The organism is Microvirga splendida, assembly GCF_016427565.1.
Taxonomy (GTDB): domain Bacteria; phylum Pseudomonadota; class Alphaproteobacteria; order Rhizobiales; family Beijerinckiaceae; genus Microvirga; species Microvirga splendida.
On the sequence record NZ_JAELXT010000046.1, the window covers coordinates 1 to 20566 of the forward strand.

Annotated in this window: 22 protein-coding genes; 5 read left to right on the plus strand and 17 right to left on the minus strand. The window is 66.4% G+C overall.

Annotated elements, in window-relative coordinates:
• Nucleotides 1-152: 152 nt before the first annotated feature.
• The 4 genes from JAO75_RS23200 (at nt 153) to JAO75_RS23215 (ending at nt 3960) form a co-directional block, all read left to right on the plus strand.
• Entirely contained in the window at nt 153-386 is a 234-nt protein-coding gene (locus tag JAO75_RS23200; RefSeq protein WP_199051584.1) for a hypothetical protein, read from the plus strand.
• A 109-nt stretch (nt 387-495) separates the two neighbouring features.
• Nucleotides 496-825 (plus strand): four-helix bundle copper-binding protein, encoded by a 330-nt coding sequence (locus JAO75_RS23205; RefSeq protein WP_199051585.1) that lies wholly within the window; start codon nt 496-498, stop codon nt 823-825.
• 28 nt (nt 826-853) lie between these two features.
• Nucleotides 854-1366: a CopM family metallochaperone gene (gene copM, locus JAO75_RS23210; protein WP_199051586.1), complete on the plus strand. Its 513-nt coding sequence runs from the start codon at nt 854-856 to the stop codon at nt 1364-1366.
• 152 nt (nt 1367-1518) lie between these two features.
• A complete protein-coding gene (locus JAO75_RS23215; RefSeq protein WP_199051587.1) occupies nt 1519-3960 on the plus strand; it encodes a heavy metal translocating P-type ATPase in 2442 nt (813 codons plus the stop codon).
• Between the two features lie 57 nt (nt 3961-4017).
• Here JAO75_RS23215 and JAO75_RS23220 read toward each other — a convergent pair whose 3' ends face one another.
• The 17 genes from JAO75_RS23220 to JAO75_RS23300 form a co-directional block, all read right to left on the minus strand.
• Nucleotides 4018-4308 carry a hypothetical protein gene (locus JAO75_RS23220; protein ID WP_199051588.1) on the minus strand — a complete coding sequence of 97 codons (291 nt, stop codon included), beginning with the start codon at nt 4306-4308 and terminating at the stop codon, nt 4018-4020.
• A gap of 91 nt (nt 4309-4399) precedes the next feature.
• Complete coding sequence (locus JAO75_RS23225) at nt 4400-4837, minus strand: YqaA family protein (protein WP_199051589.1); 438 nt, start codon at nt 4835-4837, stop codon at nt 4400-4402.
• Nucleotides 4834-6174 (minus strand): adenylate/guanylate cyclase domain-containing protein, encoded by a 1341-nt coding sequence (locus tag JAO75_RS23230; protein WP_199051590.1) that lies wholly within the window; start codon nt 6172-6174, stop codon nt 4834-4836. The genes JAO75_RS23225 and JAO75_RS23230 overlap by 4 nt, the downstream gene beginning before the upstream one ends.
• Entirely contained in the window at nt 6168-6704 is a 537-nt protein-coding gene (locus JAO75_RS23235) for a hypothetical protein (RefSeq protein WP_199051591.1), read from the minus strand. Before JAO75_RS23235 ends, JAO75_RS23230 begins: the two co-directional genes overlap by 7 nt.
• Nucleotides 6705-6836: 132 nt before the next feature.
• Nucleotides 6837-7817, minus strand: a complete 981-nt coding sequence (locus JAO75_RS23240) for a copper-binding protein (RefSeq protein WP_246742674.1) — start codon at nt 7815-7817, stop codon at nt 6837-6839.
• A gap of 65 nt (nt 7818-7882) precedes the next feature.
• Nucleotides 7883-8182: a copper-binding protein gene (locus JAO75_RS23245; RefSeq protein ID WP_199051592.1), complete on the minus strand. Its 300-nt coding sequence runs from the start codon at nt 8180-8182 to the stop codon at nt 7883-7885.
• A 46-nt stretch (nt 8183-8228) separates the two neighbouring features.
• Nucleotides 8229-8714: a cupredoxin domain-containing protein gene (locus tag JAO75_RS23250; protein ID WP_199051593.1), complete on the minus strand. Its 486-nt coding sequence runs from the start codon at nt 8712-8714 to the stop codon at nt 8229-8231.
• Nucleotides 8715-8744: 30 nt separating this feature from the next.
• Nucleotides 8745-10160, minus strand: a complete 1416-nt coding sequence (locus tag JAO75_RS23255; protein WP_199051594.1) for a multicopper oxidase family protein — start codon at nt 10158-10160, stop codon at nt 8745-8747.
• A gap of 20 nt (nt 10161-10180) precedes the next feature.
• Nucleotides 10181-11659: a TolC family protein gene (locus JAO75_RS23260; RefSeq protein ID WP_199051595.1), complete on the minus strand. Its 1479-nt coding sequence runs from the start codon at nt 11657-11659 to the stop codon at nt 10181-10183.
• A gap of 75 nt (nt 11660-11734) precedes the next feature.
• Nucleotides 11735-12019: a hypothetical protein gene (locus JAO75_RS23265; protein WP_199051596.1), complete on the minus strand. Its 285-nt coding sequence runs from the start codon at nt 12017-12019 to the stop codon at nt 11735-11737.
• A 175-nt stretch (nt 12020-12194) separates the two neighbouring features.
• A complete protein-coding gene (locus JAO75_RS23270; RefSeq protein WP_199051597.1) occupies nt 12195-12596 on the minus strand; it encodes a hypothetical protein in 402 nt (133 codons plus the stop codon).
• Between the two features lie 261 nt (nt 12597-12857).
• Entirely contained in the window at nt 12858-13166 is a 309-nt protein-coding gene (locus JAO75_RS23275; protein WP_199051598.1) for a hypothetical protein, read from the minus strand.
• Between the two features lie 384 nt (nt 13167-13550).
• On the minus strand, nt 13551-13913 hold the full coding sequence (locus JAO75_RS23280) for a hypothetical protein (RefSeq protein ID WP_199051599.1): 363 nt from the start codon (nt 13911-13913) through the stop codon (nt 13551-13553).
• A gap of 938 nt (nt 13914-14851) precedes the next feature.
• Nucleotides 14852-15115, minus strand: coding sequence for a hypothetical protein (locus JAO75_RS23285; RefSeq protein ID WP_199051600.1), 264 nt, complete (start codon nt 15113-15115; stop codon nt 14852-14854).
• Between the two features lie 565 nt (nt 15116-15680).
• A complete protein-coding gene (locus tag JAO75_RS23290) occupies nt 15681-16952 on the minus strand; it encodes a family 1 glycosylhydrolase (RefSeq protein ID WP_246742675.1) in 1272 nt (423 codons plus the stop codon).
• Nucleotides 16946-17113 (minus strand): hypothetical protein, encoded by a 168-nt coding sequence (locus tag JAO75_RS23295; RefSeq protein ID WP_199051601.1) that lies wholly within the window; start codon nt 17111-17113, stop codon nt 16946-16948. Before JAO75_RS23295 ends, JAO75_RS23290 begins: the two co-directional genes overlap by 7 nt.
• 22 nt (nt 17114-17135) lie before the next feature.
• Complete coding sequence (locus tag JAO75_RS23300) at nt 17136-19739, minus strand: NAD-dependent epimerase/dehydratase family protein (protein ID WP_199051602.1); 2604 nt, start codon at nt 19737-19739, stop codon at nt 17136-17138.
• A gap of 581 nt (nt 19740-20320) precedes the next feature.
• Between JAO75_RS23300 and JAO75_RS23305 the strand changes: the two genes are divergently transcribed.
• The gene (locus JAO75_RS23305; RefSeq protein ID WP_199051603.1) at nt 20321-20485 is read left to right on the plus strand and encodes a hypothetical protein; all 165 of its coding nucleotides are present in this window, start codon (nt 20321-20323) and stop codon (nt 20483-20485) included.
• The last annotated feature ends 81 nt before the right edge of the window (nt 20486-20566 follow it).

Sequence of the window (20566 nt, forward strand, 5' to 3'; positions counted from 1 at the left end):
AGGTTCTGGCAGGCTCGTCACCCGCCTCGATACGCCGCCTTTCTCAATCCAGCATCACCCACTTTCCGCCATAGCTCCTCGGCCTCGCCAGCGCGCCGCTGTACGCGGCTGTCCGGGCGGGAACATCTGACCACGTACCATCCTCCCAGGCGGTGCAGACCGCACATGCGTCCCCTGGCCAGCCCGATCACCACCACAGCGGTGCTTCCAAGCCCTATGCGGCCGGCCAGTTCTGCTGCCATCCCGGCTGCATCATGGCCGTCTTCCCCATCCCTGCGAACCTGACGCAGGGCGTGCCACTGTCCGAGGTGGTCCCGATCCCGCCGGACCTGACGCCCGTGCCGGCCATGCTGTTCGGCATCGACCGCCCACCGAAACGCGCCTGATCAGAGTGAAGCGGCCATGCCGCTTGCGATGAAAGCCGGCCCGGTGGCGCGTCAGGCGCCGCGTCTGCATGGGCTGAAGACTTCACCGCGCCTGAATCAGGAGAACACCATGCACCAGATGTCCGACATGCAGTCCTGCATCGACGAATGCCTGCGCTGCTACCAGACCTGCCTCGGCATGGCGATGAACCATTGCCTGGAGCAGGGAGGCAAGCACGTCGAGCCCGGCCACATGCGCATCATGATGGCCTGCGCCGAGATCTGCCGGACCTCGGCCCATTTCATGCTGATCGGAACGCCTCACCACAAGCACACTTGCCGCGAGTGCGCGGAGATCTGCGAGGAGTGCGCCCGGTCCTGCGAACAGGTCGGCGACATGCAGGATTGCGTCGACCAATGCCGCCGCTGCGCGGAAAGCTGCCGCAGGATGGCAGCCTGATCCGCACATACAATCGAAAGGAACCCCTATGACTATACGAAGGATTGCCATCGCCACCGCCGTTCTCTCCGTCAGCGTTTGGGGCGCCGCGGCCCAGCAGAACCAAGGCCAGATGCAGCATCCCTCAGGCGGCCAAATGGCCATGTCCGCCGAGGGGCTGCCGGAGGAGTGCCGGACCGCGGCTCAGGCCGGCGGGCCGATGCCAAACATGCAAGGCATGGACATGTCAGGCATGATGCAAAGCATGCAGGGCATGATGGCCAACATGAACGAGGCTCAAAAGGGCTACATGGACACCATGATGAAGATGCACGGTCCCATGATGGCCGCCCACATGATCAAGGACCCCGACGTCGCCTTCGTCTGCGGGATGATCCCCCACCACCAGGGTGCCATTGACATGGCGCGCGTCGTCCTCAAGACCGGCGACAATGCCGAGGCCAAGAAGATGGCGGAGACGGTGATCAAGGCGCAGGAGCAGGAGATCGCCGAGATGAAGGACTGGCTGAAGAAAAACGCCAAGAAGGAAGGAAGCAACTGACGTCGGGCACTTTGAGCCGGCAGTGAAAGGGTGGTGCCCGCTGGCCCGAGGTGGTCAGCGGGCACTTGGAGCATCCAGGCTTGACCTTCCCATGATGGGAGGGTCTAGACCGCCTGTCGAACATCGAATCCGTGGTCTCAAGGAGACAAGCGATGGCCGACGACAAGCAGCACGTTCACCACGATGGGCACAGCGAACCCACCCATGGGCACAAACGCGGGCATGGCGCTCACGTCCATGCGGCCGGTCCGGCGGGCCATGAGCACCACCATCACGGTCATTCTGAGCCGGCGGCCGATGGCCATAAGGTGAAGGACGCGGTCTGCGGGATGTGGGTCGATCCCCACAGCGCCCGGCACAAGGCAGACCACAACGGCCATCCCTACTATTTCTGCTCCTCTGGCTGTAAGTCGAAGTTCGTGGCCGAGCCCGCGAAGTACGTTGAGCCAGCAGCGGCCAGGAAGGCCGAGCCCGTTCCCGAGGGCACGATCTACACCTGCCCGATGCACCCCGAGATCCGCCAAGTCGGCCCCGGCTCCTGCCCGATCTGCGGCATGGCTTTGGAGCCGGTTCTTGTGAGCGCCGAGGCAACGCCCAACGCCGAGCTCATCGACATGACCCGGCGGTTCTGGGTCGGCCTGGCCATGACCGTGCCCGTGTTCGCGCTGGAGATGGGAGCTCACCTCACCGGCCTGGATCATCTCATTCCGCGCGGCACGTCCAACTGGATCCAGCTCGCCTTCGCCACGCCGGTCGTGCTCTGGGCCGGCTGGCCGTTCTTCGTGCGGGGCTGGCAGTCGCTTGTGAACCGCAGCCTCAACATGTTTACCCTGATCGCCATGGGCACTGGGGTGGCCTGGGTCTACAGCGTGATCGCGACGCTGATGCCAGACATCTTCCCGGCCGCCTTCCGCGGGCACGACGGCTCGGTCGCCGTGTACTTCGAAGCAGCGGCGGTGATCACCGTCCTCGTCCTGCTCGGGCAGGTGCTCGAACTTCGCGCCCGGGAGAACACCAGCGGCGCCATCCGGGCGCTCCTCGATTTGGCGCCCAAGACCGCAAGGCTCATTCGCGCCGATGGCTCCGAGGAGGAGGTCCAGCTTGATGCTGTGCATGTCGGCGACCGCCTGCGGGTGCGCCCGGGTGAGAAGGTCCCGGTGGACGGCGCTGTCGTCGATGGCCGCAGCTCCATCGATGAGTCGATGGTCACAGGCGAGTCCATGCCTGTCACGAAATCCGTCGGTGACACGGTGATCGGCGGCACGATGAACCAGTCCGGCGGCGTCGTCATCGAGGCCCGGAAGGTTGGCCGAGATACGATGCTGTCGCAGATCGTCCAGCTCGTGGCCGAGGCTCAGCGCAGCCGCGCTCCGATCCAGCGCCTTGCTGACCAAGTCTCCGGCTACTTCGTGCCCGCAGTGATTGTGGTGGCGCTCCTAGCCTTTGCCGCTTGGGCGATCTGGGGACCCGATCCCCGTCTCGCGTTCGGCCTCGTGGCTGCGGTTTCGGTGCTCATCATCGCCTGTCCCTGTGCCCTTGGCCTAGCCACGCCGATGTCGATCATGGTCGGCGTCGGGCGCGGCGCCCAGGCTGGCGTCCTCATCAAGAATGCCGAGGCGTTGGAGCACATGGAGAAGGTCGACACCTTAGTTGTCGACAAGACCGGCACGCTCACCGAGGGCAAGCCTGCCGTCACGGCCATCGTTCCCGGTGAAGGGTTTAGCGAGACGGAGATCCTGCGTCTGGCCGCCAGTGTTGAGCGTGCGAGCGAGCACCCGCTGGCTATCGCCATCGTGGCTGCGGCCGAAACCAGGAAGGTCGCCACCGCCCCGGTGGGCGAATTCGACTCCCCGACCGGCAAGGGGGCCTTGGGAACCGTTGAAGGACGGCGCGTCGTGCTCGGCAACGCCAAGTTCCTTGCTGAGCATGGTGTCGATGTGGCTCCGCTGGCCAAGGCGGCTGACGACCTGAGGCGGGATGGCGCCACGGCAATCTTCGCTGGAGTCGATGGCCGGCCTGCCGGCATTCTGGCCATTGCCGACCCGGTGAAGGCCTCGACGCCGGAGGCCCTGGCGGCATTGAAGAAGGAAGGCATCCGGGTCGTCATGCTCACGGGCGACAACCGCACGACGGCTGAGGCCGTGGCCCGCCGGCTTGGGATCCCCGAGATTGAGGCGGAGGTCCTGCCCGAGCAGAAGAGCGCCGTTGTCGAGAAGTTCAAAAGCGAGGGCCGGGTGGTGGCCATGGCCGGCGATGGAGTAAACGATGCTCCGGCTCTGGCTGCTGCGGACGTCGGCATCGCCATGGGATCGGGAACGGACGTGGCCATTCAGAGTGCGGGCGTGACCCTGCTCAAGGGTGACCTGACAGGGATCATCCGGGCACGGCGGCTGTCACAGGCCGTGATGGGCAACATCCGCCAGAACCTGTTCTTCGCCTTCATCTACAACGCGCTCGGCGTGCCGGTGGCGGCGGGCGTGCTCTACCCGGTGTTCGGGATCCTGCTGTCGCCAGTCATCGCCGCAGCGGCCATGGCCTTATCTTCGGTGAGCGTCATCGCGAATGCCCTGCGCCTGCGCGCCGCGCGGCTGTGAAACGGCGTTGCCGCCCCCTGTTACGCAGTGCCCGGCCATTGCAGGTCGAGCACTGCGTCATGAGGCGCCAGGTGGAGCGAAGAAGCAGATGATGCGCCTGTCCGGGAGCTCGCACAGGTGAAACAGGCGGTCGGGCGACAGCTTGGCCGTGCCCCGTGGCACGATCCGGCCGTCCCACAGCTGCCACCCGCCCGGGATTTCGAGCACCGTCTCGCCGTCAGCCTCTTCCAAGTGCCTACAATCGCGCTGGCTGCAGCATGCGGCCGGGTACCAATCATGCGCCAATGCCGGGGGAGCGGAGAAGGCGGTCAGCGCCGCCACGATGATCATCAGCCCACGCGACTTCATGGCCGCCTCCTGTCTGATGGCAGTCGGCTAGCCCATTGCCGAATGCTCCCGGACCCTGTGACGACAACTCCCAAAGCGTCGCAATGGGAGCCTAGAACCACCCGAATGTCAGCGCCGCCACGGCGAAATACCGCGCCATCTTCGCCACCGCCACGATGGCGAGAAAGATGGGGAACGGCTCCCGCAGCACGCCGGCGACAATCGTGAGCGGATCGCCAATGAACGGCACCCAGCTGAGAAGCAGCGACCAGCGTCCGTAGCGATGATACCAAGCCTCGGCCCGCTTGATTGACTCGCGCTTGAGCGGGAACCAGGGCCGGTCCTCGAAGGTGGCGAGCAGGCGCCCCAGCAGCCAGTTCGCCGCCGAGCCGAGGGTGTTGCCGATGCTCGCCACGATCACGAGCAGCCACCACGTGTAGTGCTCCGAGACCAGGAGCCCGAACAGCACGACCTCGGACTGGAACGGCAGGACCGTCGCGGACAGGAACGCCGCCGCGAACAAACCGCCGTATTCAAGGACATGGTTCAATGCACGGTTCCTTCCTGGACAGTGGCCCCGGCTTCAGTGAACCGGACGGACAGGATGTCTGGCACGTCCTCATCGCCAGGGCGCCGCTCGACCGGACGGGCATCGAGCCGGGCGCGTCGGGAGGGCGTCAGCAGCCGCAGGAACCGCTTTGAGGCAACGACGCCCAAGTTGGCCTGCTTGGATCGCCGCTCCATCCGCGGCAGTGCGTTCATCGCGGGTCCGAGCACCGTGAACTCGGCGCGCCGCCCGTCATCGAAGACGCCGGCGAGGACAAAGCCGCAGTGGAGCGTGGCAATGACGTGGGTGCCAGACGGCATCTCGTCATGGCTTCTCCAGGTGTTCAGGGGGCGCAGGATCTCGTTGGCTGCGTCGAAAGCCCGGGCCGCCTGTTCCTCGGGCGAGCCGTCGAGGAACACGGCGAGCACGCCGTCCCCCAGGTACTTGTCAACGATGCCGCCGTGGCGTGAGACCGCGTCGTGGACGAAGCGCCGGAACGCCATCAAATCATCGATGACCTCGCGGCCCGGCCGTTCCCGGGTCAGCGCGGAGAAGCCGCGGATGTCGACGGCCAGCAGACAGGCATGGCGCTCGGTGACCTCCGCCGTCTCCTCGCTGGCCACCACCTCGGCGGCGATCCCCTCGGGCAGGAAGCGCGACAGGAGCATCCGGTCCCATCGCGCCTTCAGCACGGCCGCCCAGGCCAGCCGCGTGCGGTGCACCGCGTAGAGGACGAAGCCCGCTGCAACGGCGAACGACAGAAACCCGAGCGTCTGCCGGAACGCGAAGGCGGGCGTGGGCCCGGTCGCGGGAAGCGACGCGGAATGCGTGAGCAGGGCGAGCGCCGTGAGCCAACCTCCAGCCACGATCCCGGCAAAGGCGGCGACAAGATCACGGCGCAAGCGCATTCCCGTCTGGATGAGGAGGAGAATGGCCGGTAGCAGGCTGACCGCGTCCGTCGCGAGGAAGAGATCGTGCGCATCGCGCGGCAGATGGTCGGCAATGACATAGACCGCCAGCGCCGCATCGGTCACCGTGGCAGCCCACGGCAGCCATGACCGGCCGACGCCAAACCGCGACGACAACGCCAGCACGACCGTTGTCAGCCCGTAGACCACCAGCACGATCCAATGACCTTCCCGGTGGCCATGGCCGTATTCGAGGAGGGCGCCGGCCCCGAGGATCGCCAGGACCAGAAGCCGTGGCACCAGGGCTCGGCGGTCGAAGTCGTTCTCCAGGTATTCGGGTAGCCCGCTGGCCGGATGCCGACCGAGGAGGGGCCTGTTCGGGCCATCGCTCTCCGGTGGGCGCGGATCCCGGCGGCGGATCAGGCTCAGCATCCGGTGCGGTTGCGTGGCTGCGCCGGACCCCCATCGGCGATCTTTGCGGTGTCCGGACCGGCACTCCGGGTCGAGCCGGTGGCGAGGGGACCGACATGGAGCGTCAGCGGGCTCTCATAGGAGCCGAGAACCAGGCGCGCCGGAACCGTCGTATCCGGCTCAAGGTCCCGGGCGAGGGGGCCGACCTCGATCCAGACCTTGCGGCCATCCAGGCTCTCCGTGGCGCCCGACCGGACCGGCAGCGTCCCGATCTCGCCGGTGTGGCCCTGGCCGAAGGATCCCATGATCCGCGATGGCTCCCCATCCGGCAGACGCAACCCCGTGATCAGTACGCGGTCCTCTCCGGAGTTCTCGACCGAGAGGGTGACGATGGCCATTTCTCCGGCCCGAGCCGGGGTGGCGGCGACCTGCGTGACCGTGACATCGCCGAAGACGGCTCCCTCGTCGTCAGCCTTGGCGGAGCAAGGCTGCAGGATGGAATAGGCTGCCATCGTGGCAACAGCCGCCCCGACGGCAACGAACCGCTTCATCGAATGCATAGAGGTTTCCTTGTTGTTGTTCTTGGTTGTTGTTCTTGGATGCCGCTGGCTGCCGCGGCGGCTCTGAAAGCGCGGCGACCGGCGACGGTCCGCCCGGGGTTGGGACCGGACGGAGTCTCGTGGCTACCTGCCCTTGCGAATACTGACGACGGAGATCTGGCCGTTCACGCGGTCAGCCTGGAACTGAACCTTGTCCCCTGCCTTCACGCCCTTGAGCACCGCCGGATCCTGCGCCCGGAACACCATGGTCATGGCATCCATGTTCAGGTTCGGGATCGGCCCATGATCGATGGTGACCTTGCCTTGGGCAGAGTCGACCTTCTCGACCGTGCCGGACACCGTGGGGAGGTTCGTCGCGGCGGCCGGCTGAGCCGCAGGCCGGGTCAGGGCCGCCTGGGCCCTGCCGGTCTCGATCCTGACGACGGAGATCTGGCCGTTCACACGGTCGGCCTGGAACTGGATCTTGTCGCCTTCCTTCACACCCTGGAGGATGGCAGGGTCCTGAGCACGGAAAACCATCGTCATGGCGTCCATGTTGAGGTTCGGAATCGCGCCGTGGTCGATGGTGACCTTGCCGCCACCGGCATCCACCTTCTCAACCGTGCCGGAGACCATCGGGAGATTGGGTGCGGCGGGCTGCGCGGCGGGTTCCGTCGGAGCGGCGGCCTGGGCCTGCGAGGCCGGGGCGGCCTGCGCGCGCTGGTCCAAAGGCCCCGATCCATGAGGCGGCTGGTCCGGCTGCGCGCGGTAGTCAGCCTGGCGACTGCGGACCTGCCACTCCTTCAGTTCGGCAATCTGCTTCTGCTGCTCGTCCAGGATCTTCTGGGCCAACTGGCGCAACTGCCGGTCGCCGCCGTGCTCCAGCTGCGTTCTTGCCAGGAAGATCAGGTCCTCGTGGTGGGCGACGACGAGCGTAGCGAAGTCCTTGTCGGGGTCCCCGACGAGCTTCGTGCCCTTGAAGCGGCCGTTCATGACTTCGAGCACCCGCTCGAAGGCGGCCACCGCCCCCTTGGCGGGCTGCGCCTGAGCGATGCGATCCGGTCCGATGGCGACGACGGCCAGCGCGGCTCCGATGGCGGTGAGGGTGACGGTCAGGCGTTTCATGCGGATTCTCTCTGTTGCGGCGGAAAGGCCGCCCCGCGGCGGCAAACCCGCGGGGCGGATGGGCCTTACGAGCCCTTCTTGATCGACGTGACGCTGATCTGGCCGTTCACGCGGTCGGCGGTGAACTGCACCTTGTCGCCGGCCTTCACGCCTTTGAGCAGAGCCGGGTCCTGGGCGCGGAACACCATCGTCATGGCGTCCATGTCGAGGTTCTTGATCGGACCGTGGTCGATGGTGATCTTGCCCTGCGCGGTGTCGACTTTCTCGACGGTGCCGGACACGACCGGCAGGTCCTGCGCGAGGGCGGCGCCCGACAAGGTGAGGCCGGCGATCAGGGCCGTGGCGGCCAGGTTGATGCGCTTCATCGGAAGCTCCTTTGTGGGTTTGGTTGAAGGTTGGGAGCCCACGCCATTACTTGACAACGACGGTGCCGTGCATGCCGGACTCGTAGTGTCCGGGGATTAGGCAGGCGAATTCGAAGGTGCCGGGCTTGGTGAACTGCCACACGATCTCTCCGCCCTTGCTCACAGCCAGGCGCCGCGCGTTCGGGTCGTCATGCTCCATGTCGGGGTTTTTCTGCATTTCGGCCTTGTGCTTGGCGTTGCTCTCTATGGTATCGAGAACGAACTCGTGATCGACCTTGCCATTGTTCTTCAGGACGAATTTGACCTGCTCTCCGGTGCGTACTTCCACCTTGTCGGGGAAGTACACCATCTTGCCGTCATCGGTTTCCTTCATGCTGATCGGGACGACGCGGGCTGCCTTCTTCGGATCGCCAGGCTTGCCGTAGGCCGCTTCCTTGTCGTGGTGGCCTGCCGCTCCGGGACCGGCAAAGGCCAGACCGGTCGTGAGAAGGAGGGCCGCAAGGCCCGTCGTCAGGGTTAGGGTCGGTTTCATCGCTTGTGAGCTCCTTGTCGCTGCGATTGGTCAGTGGTTGCCGTGTCCGCCGCCCTGGGCGGTTCGGGTGGGGCGCTTGCGCGGATCCTTGGCGCGGAACTCCGTCGCCGTGACGCCGCTGTCGGGGGATGTGGCCCGAGCGGGCTCGGCGAGCTGCTCGCCGGTCCATTCGTAGGCGACCGTCCCCTCCGGGTGCTTGTACCAACCCGGATCCTTGTAATCGTTTGCGTCGAGACCCGGCCGCACCTTCACGACCGAAAACATGCCGCCCATCTCGATGGGCCCGAACTGGCCGTAGCCCGTCATCATCGGCAGCGTGTTGTCGGGCAGCGGCATCTCCATCGATCCCATCTCGCCCATACCGTTCGAGCCCATCGGCATGTAGCCCGGCGCGATCTTCTTCAGTGCCGGTGTGGTCTTCTTCATGTTGACGCCGATGTAGTTGCGCACGTCATGGCCCATGGCGTTCATGGTGTGGTGCGACTTGTGGCAGTGGATCGCCCAGTCGCCGGGCACGTCGGCCACGAACTCGAAGGCCCGCATCTGCCCAACCGCCACGTCAACCGAAACCTCCGGCCAGGCCGCTCCTTCCGGCACCCAGCCGCCGTCCGTGCCCGTGACCTTGAAGTCGTAGCCGTGCATATGGATCGGGTGGTTGGTCATGGTCAGGTTGCCAAAGCGAACCCGCACCTTGTCGCCCTGACGGGCCACGAGGTGATCGATTCCCGGGAAAACCCGTGAGTTCCAGCACCAGAGGTTGAAGTCGGTCATCTCATTGACGTTCGGCACGTAGCTTCCGGCCTCGATGTCGAACGCGTTGAGCAGAAACACGAAGTCGCGGTCGACGCGGCGCTCGGCCGGATCGCGCGGGTGCACGACGAAGAAGCCCATCATGCCCATCGCCATCTGCACCATCTCGTCCGAGTGCGGGTGGTACATGAAGGTGCCGGACTTGCGCAGGATGAACTCGTAGACGAACGTCCTGCCCGGAGGGATGTGGGGCTGGGTCAGTCCGCCGACACCGTCCATGCCGTTGGGCAGGAGCTGGCCGTGCCAGTGCACCGCCGTGTTCTCCGGCAGCTTGTTGGTGACGAAGATGCGCACCCTGTCGCCCTCGACGGCTTCGATGGTCGGTCCTGGCGACTGGCCGTTGTAGCCCCACAGGTGCGCCTTCATGCCGGGCGCGAGTTCGCGCACGACGGGCTCGGCCACGAGATGGAACTCCTTCCAGTCGCCGTTCTGCCGCCACGGCAGGGTCCAGCCGTTCAGCGTGACTACGGGCTGGTAGTCCGGCCCGCTCTTCGGGTAGAGCGGCGGCTGCATTGTGGCCTCGGTCATGGTGGGCGCCTCGGGCAGGCTCGCGGCCTGCGTGCGCCCGCTGATCATGCTGGCTCCGGCGAGGGCCAATCCCCCTGCGCCGAGAAAACCTCTTCGCGATACGGTCATTGGGTGTCTCCTCTAAGATTTCAGTGTCCGCCAGCGGCGGCCCCGCCGCCGGCCGCGGCCGTGGTGGTCTCGCCGCCTTCGCCGCCGCCGACCCCGCCGCCGATCAGGGCAGCCTTGAGGTCAGTGTCGGCGATCCAGAAGTCGCGGCGGGCGTTAATGGCGTCGACGTTGCTGAGGATGCGGGCCCGGGCGTCGAGGATGAGTTGGCTCACGTCGACGAGCATGCCGCTGTACTGGAGCAGGGCCTCGTCCTGGATCCGCTTCTGCAGCGGCAGGACACGGCCCTGGTAGTGGCGGGCCAGGTCGTAGTTGCCGCGGTAGCGCAGATAGGCCTCGCGGGCCTCGGAGCGGACGTTGACGGCCCGCTCGGCCAAGCGGTTTGCGGCGGCCATGTAGGTTTCCTGTGCGCCGCGCGTCGCCGTGGCTCCGAAGTCGAAGATCGGGATCGTGAACTCGATCTCCAGCCCGCGCCGGTTGATCTTCTCTTTCTCGATTTCACCGTCGTCCGTGACAGACTTCACCCGCTCGTAGCTGGACAGACCGGCGAGCTCGATGTCGGTCACGAAACGCGTGGCGTTGGTCAGCCCAAACTGACCCGCCACGCCGGTCAGATCGTTGCGCAATGCCTGCAGGTCGACACGTTTCTCCAAGGCCCTGCGCTCGATGTCCTTGGCCGAGGCGATGCGGGCCGGCAGCGGCGGCAACGAGTTCGGCAGACGGAATTCGATGTCCCGCCCCCACAGCCCGAGCTGCCGGATCAGGCGTTCGCGGGCGACCTTCTGCTCGATCCGGGCGCGGGCGAGCTGGGCTCCGAGCTCCTGGTAGAAGGCATGCTCGCGGGCCTGCTCCAGCTTGTTGAGAGAGCCGCTCTCGCCGAGCTGCTTGGCGAGTTCAGAGGCGGTCTCCGCTGTCCCGAGCGCCTGCTGCGTGAAGGCGACCTGCTGGTTGGCCGCAATGGCGCGGTAGTATTCTCGGCGCGTCTCAGCCGCGAGCCGCAGCACGGCTTCCGCAGTGCGGAACTGGGCCGCCCGGAACTGCTGCTGGGCGATGGCCGCGCGTGCCGGCAGGGTGGCGAGCTCGAACAGTCCGATGACGATCTGGCGTTCGATCTCCAGTTCCAGGCTGCCCCCGAGCCGCGACAGGGCCACCGTCGGGTTCGGAGGCAACGTCGCCTGGACGTACTCGGCCTCCGAGACGCCAAGCTCGTTGAAGTCCGCCTGCAAACCCCGGTTCTTGAGCAGCGCGATCTGCACAGCGCTGTCCGCCGTGAGCGGGCGGTGGAGCAACTCCTCGGCCCGCTGCTGGGCGGCAAGCGCTTCGGCCTCGTTCGTGACCTTGACCACATCCTTGTTGAGTTCGGTGTAGGCGACGTTCTGCGCCACCGAGAGCCCCGCGTCGGGCGAGAACGAGACGCAGCCGCCCAGGAGAAGGGTAACGGCCACCCCTCCAAGCAGCTTCAGGCGCTGGCCGGATGTCCCCTTGCCGTTTTGTTTGTTCATTGTCTTGCCTTCCTCAGCGCGTGCGTTGGCGCGCCGCCCCCTGGCGGCTGATGTGCCTGTTGGTCCAGTCATGGGTCACCGCCCGCGCCGGGCGGCGTCGTCGGAGTCGCCCCGCTCCGGGTCGCCCTCTGGTGCCACACGCCGGTTGAGCTCACGCCAGTCGCCGGGCTCGACGACGTCGTAGCTGCGCACGCCCGCGGTGACGGAGGCATAGCCCGGGCTGCGGGTGCCGACGGAAGGATCGGCGGGCGCGGCCAGATAAGTGGGAAGGGTGGTGGGCACGCATGCGCCAAGGCCGAGGCCAAGCGCGACAAAGGGGATTAGCTTCATCATGGGGTCCGTCTCTGGGGGGACCTCCACAGAGCGGATCAAAATCGCGGCCCAGTGCTGGCGGACCATGGGTCCATCCATCACGGGCTTTTGGCGTTCTGATCGCGTTCTGGGAAGGGTGACCGGTTCGAGCTTCAGGACGGTCGCAGCCGGCTCTCAGGAGCAGGCACGCCGGTTCGTGCGGGCCTGATGGCCCGCGCCTGGCTCAGACGGTTCGTGGGGGGCGGTCGAGACCGCCCGTGGTGATGCCGCCGACCTGCTCGTCACCGGCCACAATCATGGGAGCACGGGAGACGGTGGGGGAGTAGACGTTGGGGGCCGCACTCTCCTGGAAAGCGTGGCATGTGCTCATGCTGCAGCAAACGGGGCCAGAGCATTCCTGGGAGCCCTGGTGGTGATCGGCCGAAGCATCCAGGGCAGTGTCGCGAGACGCCGCCAGTTCATCGGCGTGCTCGTGATCCCCGTCAACGGCGGCATTCTCGTGCCCGGCGTCGACCCTGACGGCGTGGTGGTTCCCAGCCGACGCGGCCGCCTGCGGCATGGAGATCGGAATGATCGCCATGGTGATCGCAAGTAGAGCAACAATGATGGTGCCCATCAGCCGCAAGGGGAAAACGCTCCAGTTCGTCGAAAGTGGATATGTGTCACGAAAGATTAGATTCGACAAGGCGTGGCTGGGCAGAACACCTGCGGCATTCGTCGTCGGGAGTGCGTGACGGTAGAGCATCAGGATCCCTTCCTCAGGTGCGATCCCAGCGTCTCTGCACCTTGCTATGGTGGCAAGGTCAATACCCTGTGGGGCCGGTGCGGAGGTGGGTTGCGGCGAAGGGGCCTTGGTCCAGAGAGGAATCTGAACAGAGCCTGACGATCAGGAGGCTTGCCGCGGATGCCGCCGCCTCCGCGGCCGGGCAACGCGCAGATAGGCATCCCCCAGCGACGAGCCGCGCCCCGGCTCGTCGTCAAGAGCTTCGAGTGCCTGGAGCAGGTGCTCCGCGATATCCAGCCGGTCTTGGGCCACGGCCTCCCCAAGCACGGCGAGGATCTTTTGATCAAATGGGTGCCAGGCGGCCATGTTCTTTCCATCATCAATCGAACCCGATGATGCACCCTGCCAGGGTTGCAAGGTCAAGCGCCACATCAGGCCAATCGCCACCGAAGCCGAGCGGATGCGGGCCATGGAGGGCACCGCCGCCCAGGCCACAGCCCTCGACCTAAAATCATTCCTCGCTTGATGCGGCAGACGTCCGTACGAAGGCAGAACGCATCCATGCCCACAGCACGGCCTCTTGGCCATGTTCCCGCCTGGCAGCCTCCCCGCGTGTGTGCATCGGTGATCCGACCGCACTGACAGCAGGCTAGTCGGGCGGCGGGACGGGATCCAATGCCGGAAGGCTCCCGAGTCCAGGGCCACTAGCTAGGAAGGTGTGCGAGCGTGCGATGCGCCCTTGGAGGCGGGCTAGAACCGCGTCACGCCAACACCAGATCGTGCGTGACATGCTGATTTCGGTTCGCGGACGACGTGCATCCCGCCCTGGTTCCAACCCTGACCCCGTGGTCGCAATCAGTTCGGCCGCTGGGTCTCCGGGCTCTGCGCCGCCGGCGGGTTGCCCGGCATGCCAGGCATGTCTTGCATCCCTGGCATGGAGCCCATGCCGCCCGGCTGGCCCGGCTGAGGCTGCGTCATCGCCATATTGCGGCAGCAGGAGCACCCGCCGGCCGCCGACTGGCCAGGCTGGGCCGGTTGGGCCGTCTGACCAGGCGCCTGAGCCTGCGCGGCGGTCGGCTGCGCAGCGCACATCATCGGTCTGGCGGCGGCCGTGGTTTCGGTCGTCTGAGCGGCGGCCCGGCTCATCATCGGACAGGCCAGGGCGGGCGTCGCCGCCAATCCGGCAGCGAAAGCGAGGGCAACGGCTGTCTTCCTCATGGCTTCGTCTCTCCATGTCGAGCGATCAGGCTCGGACGTGAGCATCACTCCCACGTCCGGCGGCGGTACCATACCACTTGGCGAGCGGCGACGCGAACGGGGGCAAGGGGCGACAGGGCACCCCTGCCCCCGTTCGCGTCCGGCGCCTCTTCCCATCGAAGCTCGGAGAGTCGAACGCGATCTTGATCCTCTCGTGGCCTGGAGCGAGGTTCCCGACAGGAGCGTCGCAAGGGGTATCGACACCTGTCGATGATGACGTGCATTTCGTCGATGGAGACCATGGCCTTCTCTCACAGGAGGCCGAGCGGCGCACCAGGGCCTGTATCACCATGGTCAAAGACCGCGGGATGTTTCGGCATGCGCATCCAGAGGCCGCAGCCGGGACCGGCTTGCTGCCCATGATGACATTCTGCGAGAGCGTACAAGATGCCGCGCTGGCGCAAGAGGTCCGTGCGCCTGAGGCCGAGCGGGACGTCTTGCGGGCAAATGGCCTGAGGCTTTGGGATCAGAATGCGCAACCCAGGGGCGGACAGGAGCAGCTGCGTGAGAACCTGCGGAAAGCCTACGACGGAACTGAACGCCAACCCATGCGATCAGCAAGCCGTTGAAAAGACCCGCGCCGCATCAATGCCAGACCTCACATCGGAAGTCGATGACGCAAGGGCTCGCCGCATGACCATGGAGGCCCACCCAGGCCCTTGGATGCAGCAGGTCGCAAGCGCACCTGAAAGGCTCCGGCGCGGAATGCCGGCCCTCCGCCAGCAGACATTCGGTCGGCGCAGGGTCTTGTGCTTTGCGCGTCGCCGGGCGTGTTGGAATGCATGCGTATGGTTTTCACAGTGATCTTCAAGCTCGATGTCCGCTGACGGTGCCTCCATGCCGATGGCTCGAAGAGGCACACGTCCGGTCAACATGGGCACCGCGCGGGCGTATGAGCGCTAGTTGTTGCGCTTGAGCCAGCTGTTGTAGTGCTGGGTGTCGACTGCCGCGGCTCCGTTCCGGGCCAACGTCTCTTGCAGCGGCGTCGGCCGGTGTCCCGGGGGAAAGCTCCCCTCCGGAAACTGTCGGGTAAGCTTGCGATCCAGGTGGTGCGTGCCCCGGTAGGCCAGTCCGAAGCCGTTGTCGCCAGCCGTGGTCGGCTGGGCTTGGGCGGCGCCTGAGATGATCGCTGCAGCGATGGACGCGAGGAGAAGGCGTTTCATGGTAATGAGGCTCCGATCTTGTTGGGAGCGCAAGCTTGGCGCTCCTATATTCAAGTTCGGCGCGAAAGGCCTTTTGGTTACAGCGCCTTGCACACGACGTTTCAGGCATTCCAGCGCATCCGATGGTCGCGACACCGACACCCGGAAGGGCAACCTGAGACCGGGATACTGGACTTCGCGCCTGACAGCAGGGCCTCAGCATCCGACGGCGCGATCACTGCGCGGCAGTGATTTGGGAAGCTGGGCATGATGCGTTTCATCTCTCATCACAGTTTGCCGATCAGCGCCATCGGACCGAGGCGCATCCGGGGGCGGCCTGTTCGTTGTAAGTTTCTGCGGGGCAGAGCACGGGCAGGTTCTGCCTTGCCGGCTCCGGCTGCGGAATAAGCGCTAGATCCATCGGTCTTTCCCGAATGGCGCCAGAAGCGGCCGGATCCAAGTGAGTGAGCACGGCAGTGCGGAGCCAATCGATCACGCCTTCGGGAAATGCGGGCGACGCAATCCGGGCCAGCCCGCTTGCCTGCGGAGGAGCCCCATGCACCGTCACCCGGGCTCGCCCTTCGCCTCAGCCGATCCCCAGGCAAAGGCTCTCGGCGGGCAGGATCTCGCGCCATTCCGCCACGAGTTGCCGGTAGGCCTCCCCCACGGGCCTGATCCGGCGGTCGAGGTCGAAGAGCCCGAGCGGGTTCACGCGCCCGTTGTCCTCGCGCAGCGCCGTGTCCCAATCGATCTGGTCGATCAGGCTGTACCAGGTAAAGCCGATGATCGGGACACCGTCCTGGCGCAGGCGCACCATGTTGGCCCACTCCTTCATCAGCCAGCCCGGCGCGCGCGTCGCGTCGGCCAGGTTCGTCTCGGTGTGCATCACCGGCAGGTGGTAGCGGTCGTAGTACTGCTTGGTGATGATGTAGTAGCCGAAGATTTCGCCGGATGCGGTGATCGGCCCATCCTGTGCCGGCACCAAGTGCTCGTTCGTGACATAGTAGTCGTTGCCCATGATGCAGAACGGCTTCACCGCCCGGCCCGCGCGCATGAACCAGTGGTACTCCCCGCGGGTCATCCCGTGGTCCTGGAGGTACTCGTACATGCAGGCGCGCACGTCGACGCCGTAGCACAGGTCGAGGGACAGGAAGCGCTTCTGGTTGTGGAAGTCGGCGCGCTCCTCGGCCACCGGCTTCTCGGCGTGGAAGTATTCCGTCGACTCGCTCTGAATGAAAAACGTGCCTTGCGGCCCCCGGGCCTGCAGGATTGCCTCCTCCGCCAGGAGATTGGCCTGAACCAGGTGCTTGAGCGCCGTGACGAAGCCGCGGTCTGAAGCGAGGCGCTCGTTCCACCAGCCGATCTGGCCGGAAAAGGTCGCCGTGATGAAAATCTCATTCACGGGCGTGTAGAACCGGACCCACGGATAACGCGCCGCGAAGGCGCCGGCATAGGCCGCGAAGAGCTCCGGCCAGTCCGGGTTCTGGAAATCGCCGATCCAGTCCGGCACGCCAAAATGGCACAGGTCGACGATGGGCACGATGCCGAGCCGCCGCAGCTCGGCGAGCGCCGCGTCGGCGTAAGACCAGTCGTAGCGGTCCGGCCCCGCGTGGACCCGGTAATAGGGCGGCCCCCAGCGCAGGTACTCCAGGCCGAGATCTCGCACCAGGGCGAAGTCTTCTCGCCAGCGCCCGTAATGCCCTGTCTTCTCCATCTCGTCGACCCGCTGCGTGGCGCCATCGCGCCCGAGGATCGTCGGGTAGCTGTTCTCGATGCCAGTCGCGAACATGAACGGGTGGGCGGCCCCGGGCAGCCGGCGGGCCGGCGAGACGGAAGCATGACGCTCATGGATCAGCATTCCGGTTCTCCCAACCGTTCGGCCCAGGGGCCGTTGTCTGCCGAGAGAGCGGCTCCGTTGAAGGAGGATGTCTTGTCCCCGGCCGCGATCTGCTCCGCCACTATCCAACCGACGCCGTTGGTCGCGCCGGTGAGGATCACCATACTGTTCGTCAGCCGCATCTGCGCCTCCCGCACCCCCGCCTCACAGCACAAAGCGATCCCAGCTCGCATAATGCTCCCCGCTGCGCCGGCCCCGCGGCAGGCTCAAGCCCATGAGCGCCAACCCGAGGGCGACACTCACCCACGCGGCGGTCGCATCGGCACCGTCCAGGGCCCAGGGCGCCGCGGCGAGCCACGCCCCGAACAGCAGGTTGATGAAGCGCAGACCGCGCGCAACCTCCGCGGTCGCGATGATCGCCACCGTGATCGTCAGGGCGCCGACGACGTGGTCGCTGTTCGCCATCGCACCCGAGGTGCCGAGGACCAGGCGGGTCAGCATCAGGAACGCGCCGATGGCCATCGCGCCGGCCAGGGTCCATGGCAGCGTGATGCCACGGGTCGTGTCCGCCCAGAACTTGGCCGGGCTCGCGAGGGCGTCAGAGGTATCCTCGCGGCCGCCCTCCACGGCATCGCCTTGGAAAAACGTGCGCAGCAGCGGCTTGCCCCGGCGATGGGCCCAGGAGAGGAACTGTCCCATCGCGATCACCTCGTCGAGGGCGAATGGGATCATGATCAGCATCGCCAGCGCGGCGATGAGCGCCGGCGTGCTCCAGGTGCCGATCATGATGGGCTGGATGACGATGAAGTAGATGCTCACCACTCCGAGTGGGATCACGAGAATGCCGAAGAACGTCACCATCCAGGGCATGGTCCGCCAGCGGTCACGGGTCCCCATCACCGCCATCAGGATCTCCAGCATGTAGGCCACCGCGCCCAGGCCTGCGTCGGGGATCGGCCACGCCTTCGACACGGCGGAGGTTATGATCTCCTCGGTTCCGTTCCTCGGGTCTGCCGGGTCGCCGGCAAAGAACGGCTCCCAGGCGTAATCGACGTGGCCGAGTTGATAGGCGGTGAGCATGCGCGCGATGATGAGGCCGATGAGCCCCATCGCCGCGATGGGCAGCCGCTGCGCCCCGGTCGACGGGCCGAACGTCCAGCCGGGTGGAACCGACTTCGGGTCCATCATGCCGGCCATGCTCATCCCCGGCATCATCGGCACGATCACGGAGAATGCGATGACCAACCCGCCCACGATGAGGTCGTTCTGGTACTGCGCCGCGCTCGGGCTCCAGAACAGAAGCGGCGCGAACAGAAGCCAGAGGCCAATAAAGGTGTTGGCCCATGGCGCGAACCAAGCCGTCCGCCGGTGCAGCGACAGTGCGGCGAAGACGGTGATGAGCAGGCCGCTGACCAGGTCGCTCGCCATCAGCACGCCTGCCCGCCACTCGACCGACGGCAGCCCGCGCTCGACTGTCACCGCCCGCACCGCTGCGCCGACTGTTTCGCTCGTCACCGCGTCGTAGACGAGGGGGCTCGCCGCGAGCCACAGGCCCAAGCCCATGTTGGCGAAATGCGCCCAGCGTGTCTGGCGGGCATCCTCCTCCATCATCGCCATGTGATCGTGACCGCCCATGCCGGGCCTCGCGCAGGCCTCCGCCGCGACACCGATCCCGTCGGCATGGCTCATCCCGGCATGGCCGGTTCCTTGCTCGCCTGCATGATGACCCTGGGCCGGCGGGCCTTGCCAGGCGACCAGCGCCGGGTTGAGCTTGTTCGTCTTGTACCAGCCGACCGGGTCCCGTTTCAGCGCGGCCACGATGCGCGGGAGCGTGCCGCGGAGGGAATGCTTCGGCTCCCAGTCGAGCAGGCGCTGGGCCTGCGAGATGTCGAGGATGTAGTGGTCGTTGGACTGCTCGACCATCCACGGCTTGATGAAGTCGTCGTCGCCCAACACCTCGTTCTGGATCCAGGAGCCTGCCAGGGCGAGCGATTTGGGCATCCGGATTGTCGCCCAGTCTTCTCCATGCAGGCTGCGGCCGACAAGGTTCTGCACCTCGGCATAGCCGAGCGCGTCGGGTTCGCCCACCAGCAGCGGCAGTTCGGGCGCGAGCGCGCGCCGGCGGTCAACAACCCGGAGCACGGCCTCGGCGAGGTCGTCAATGTGGAGAAAGGACTGTCCGGCGCAAAGCATGCCCGGATACAGGTGCGCCGTCACCCGTTGCTCGTAGATGCGCGCCACCTGCTCGGCGATGAATGGCGAGTGGCCGACGTCGTCGTAGACGCCCGCGATGCGCAGGAAGACGACCGGAATGCGGCCGCGCCGCTCGCGCAGCATCGCCTCGGTACGGACCTTCGACTCCGGATAAGCCCAGGTGGGCTCGACGGGAGAGCGCTCGTTGATGGTCTCGTCGGGCCGCCCCGTGGGCTTGTGGACCAGCATGGTGCTGGCGAACACGAACTGCCCGACATCGAAAGCCTGGAGACCGTCGATCAGCCTGCGCGTGCCCTGGACCGTGATCTGGTCGTAGAGCGGGTTGGGCTCGCCCGAGACGTCATAATAGGCGGCAAGATGGATGACTGACGCGATGCGCGCCCCGAACCGGCGGCGCACCTCGTCGAGCGCCGCCTTCACCTTGTCGTCTGAACTCAGGTCGAAGCCGACGGCGTGCGCCGGTGCGGGGGGATCCGGGGGACCGGCGCGGTCGAGGCCGACGAGGGTATAGCGGTCGGCCAAGCGCCTGATGAGCGCTCGACCAATGAACCCGCTGGCGCCCGTGATGAAGACAACGTCCCGTTCCGCGCCCATGCTGTGCTCCTCCCTGGCATCCGGTGGCCCGCCGCCGGCCCGGGCCGAAAATCATGATCGGCCGGGGCGGGAGGAGGCGTCTTGTGCAAGTTCGACAGCAGGAGCCGATTGGTTACACCCCATGCCCGGATCGATGACGCTCTGCCGGCTGCGTGAGGATGGCGTGTGCAATCAAGGCGGGCATCATGGCGGCTCGGCCCAGCGGCCGACACGGCTCGTCGGGAAGCTCCAGGCCCAGGCCGGCACCAGTCCAGCACCTTCACGGCGAGCCCGCCGTTCACAGGCGCGTGAGGCGTGTAACCACCGTGCCGCCGCCTCCGAATGATAGGGAGAATGCGCCGCCTCCCGCGGCGAGAAGGCAAGGCAATGTTCCTCATGTCAGCACTGGCAGCGCTCCTGCTCCTCCTCGCAGCCATCACGCGGTCGCGCGTCCCGACCGTCGCGCCGGCTCCCGTCCGGGTCCGGCGTCCAGGATCCCATACGCCGGACCCGGGCGCCTGAGGGCGGTGTCGAAGCCCTGGGGCTTCATCGTCAGACAAGTCGCTCCCACAAACCCCGACAGCCTGAACAAGGAACAGCACATGGGTTCGAGCTCCGATCACGATCCGAAAACCGCCGTCAGGACGGGTGGCCGGCCTGGCCACAGCCAACGGCCAGTGACGAGCGGCTTCCCGTGGGCGATGGCCCTGTGCCTGGGGGTTGGCCTGCTGATCGTGCTGTTCGCCGTGGCCCGTCTTTTCGGGTGAGGCCGGGGCACCATCGCCGCCGCCCCTTTGTGCGCCTGCGCGGCACAGGGGCTGCACCATCAAGGATCGAAGCCCAGAACC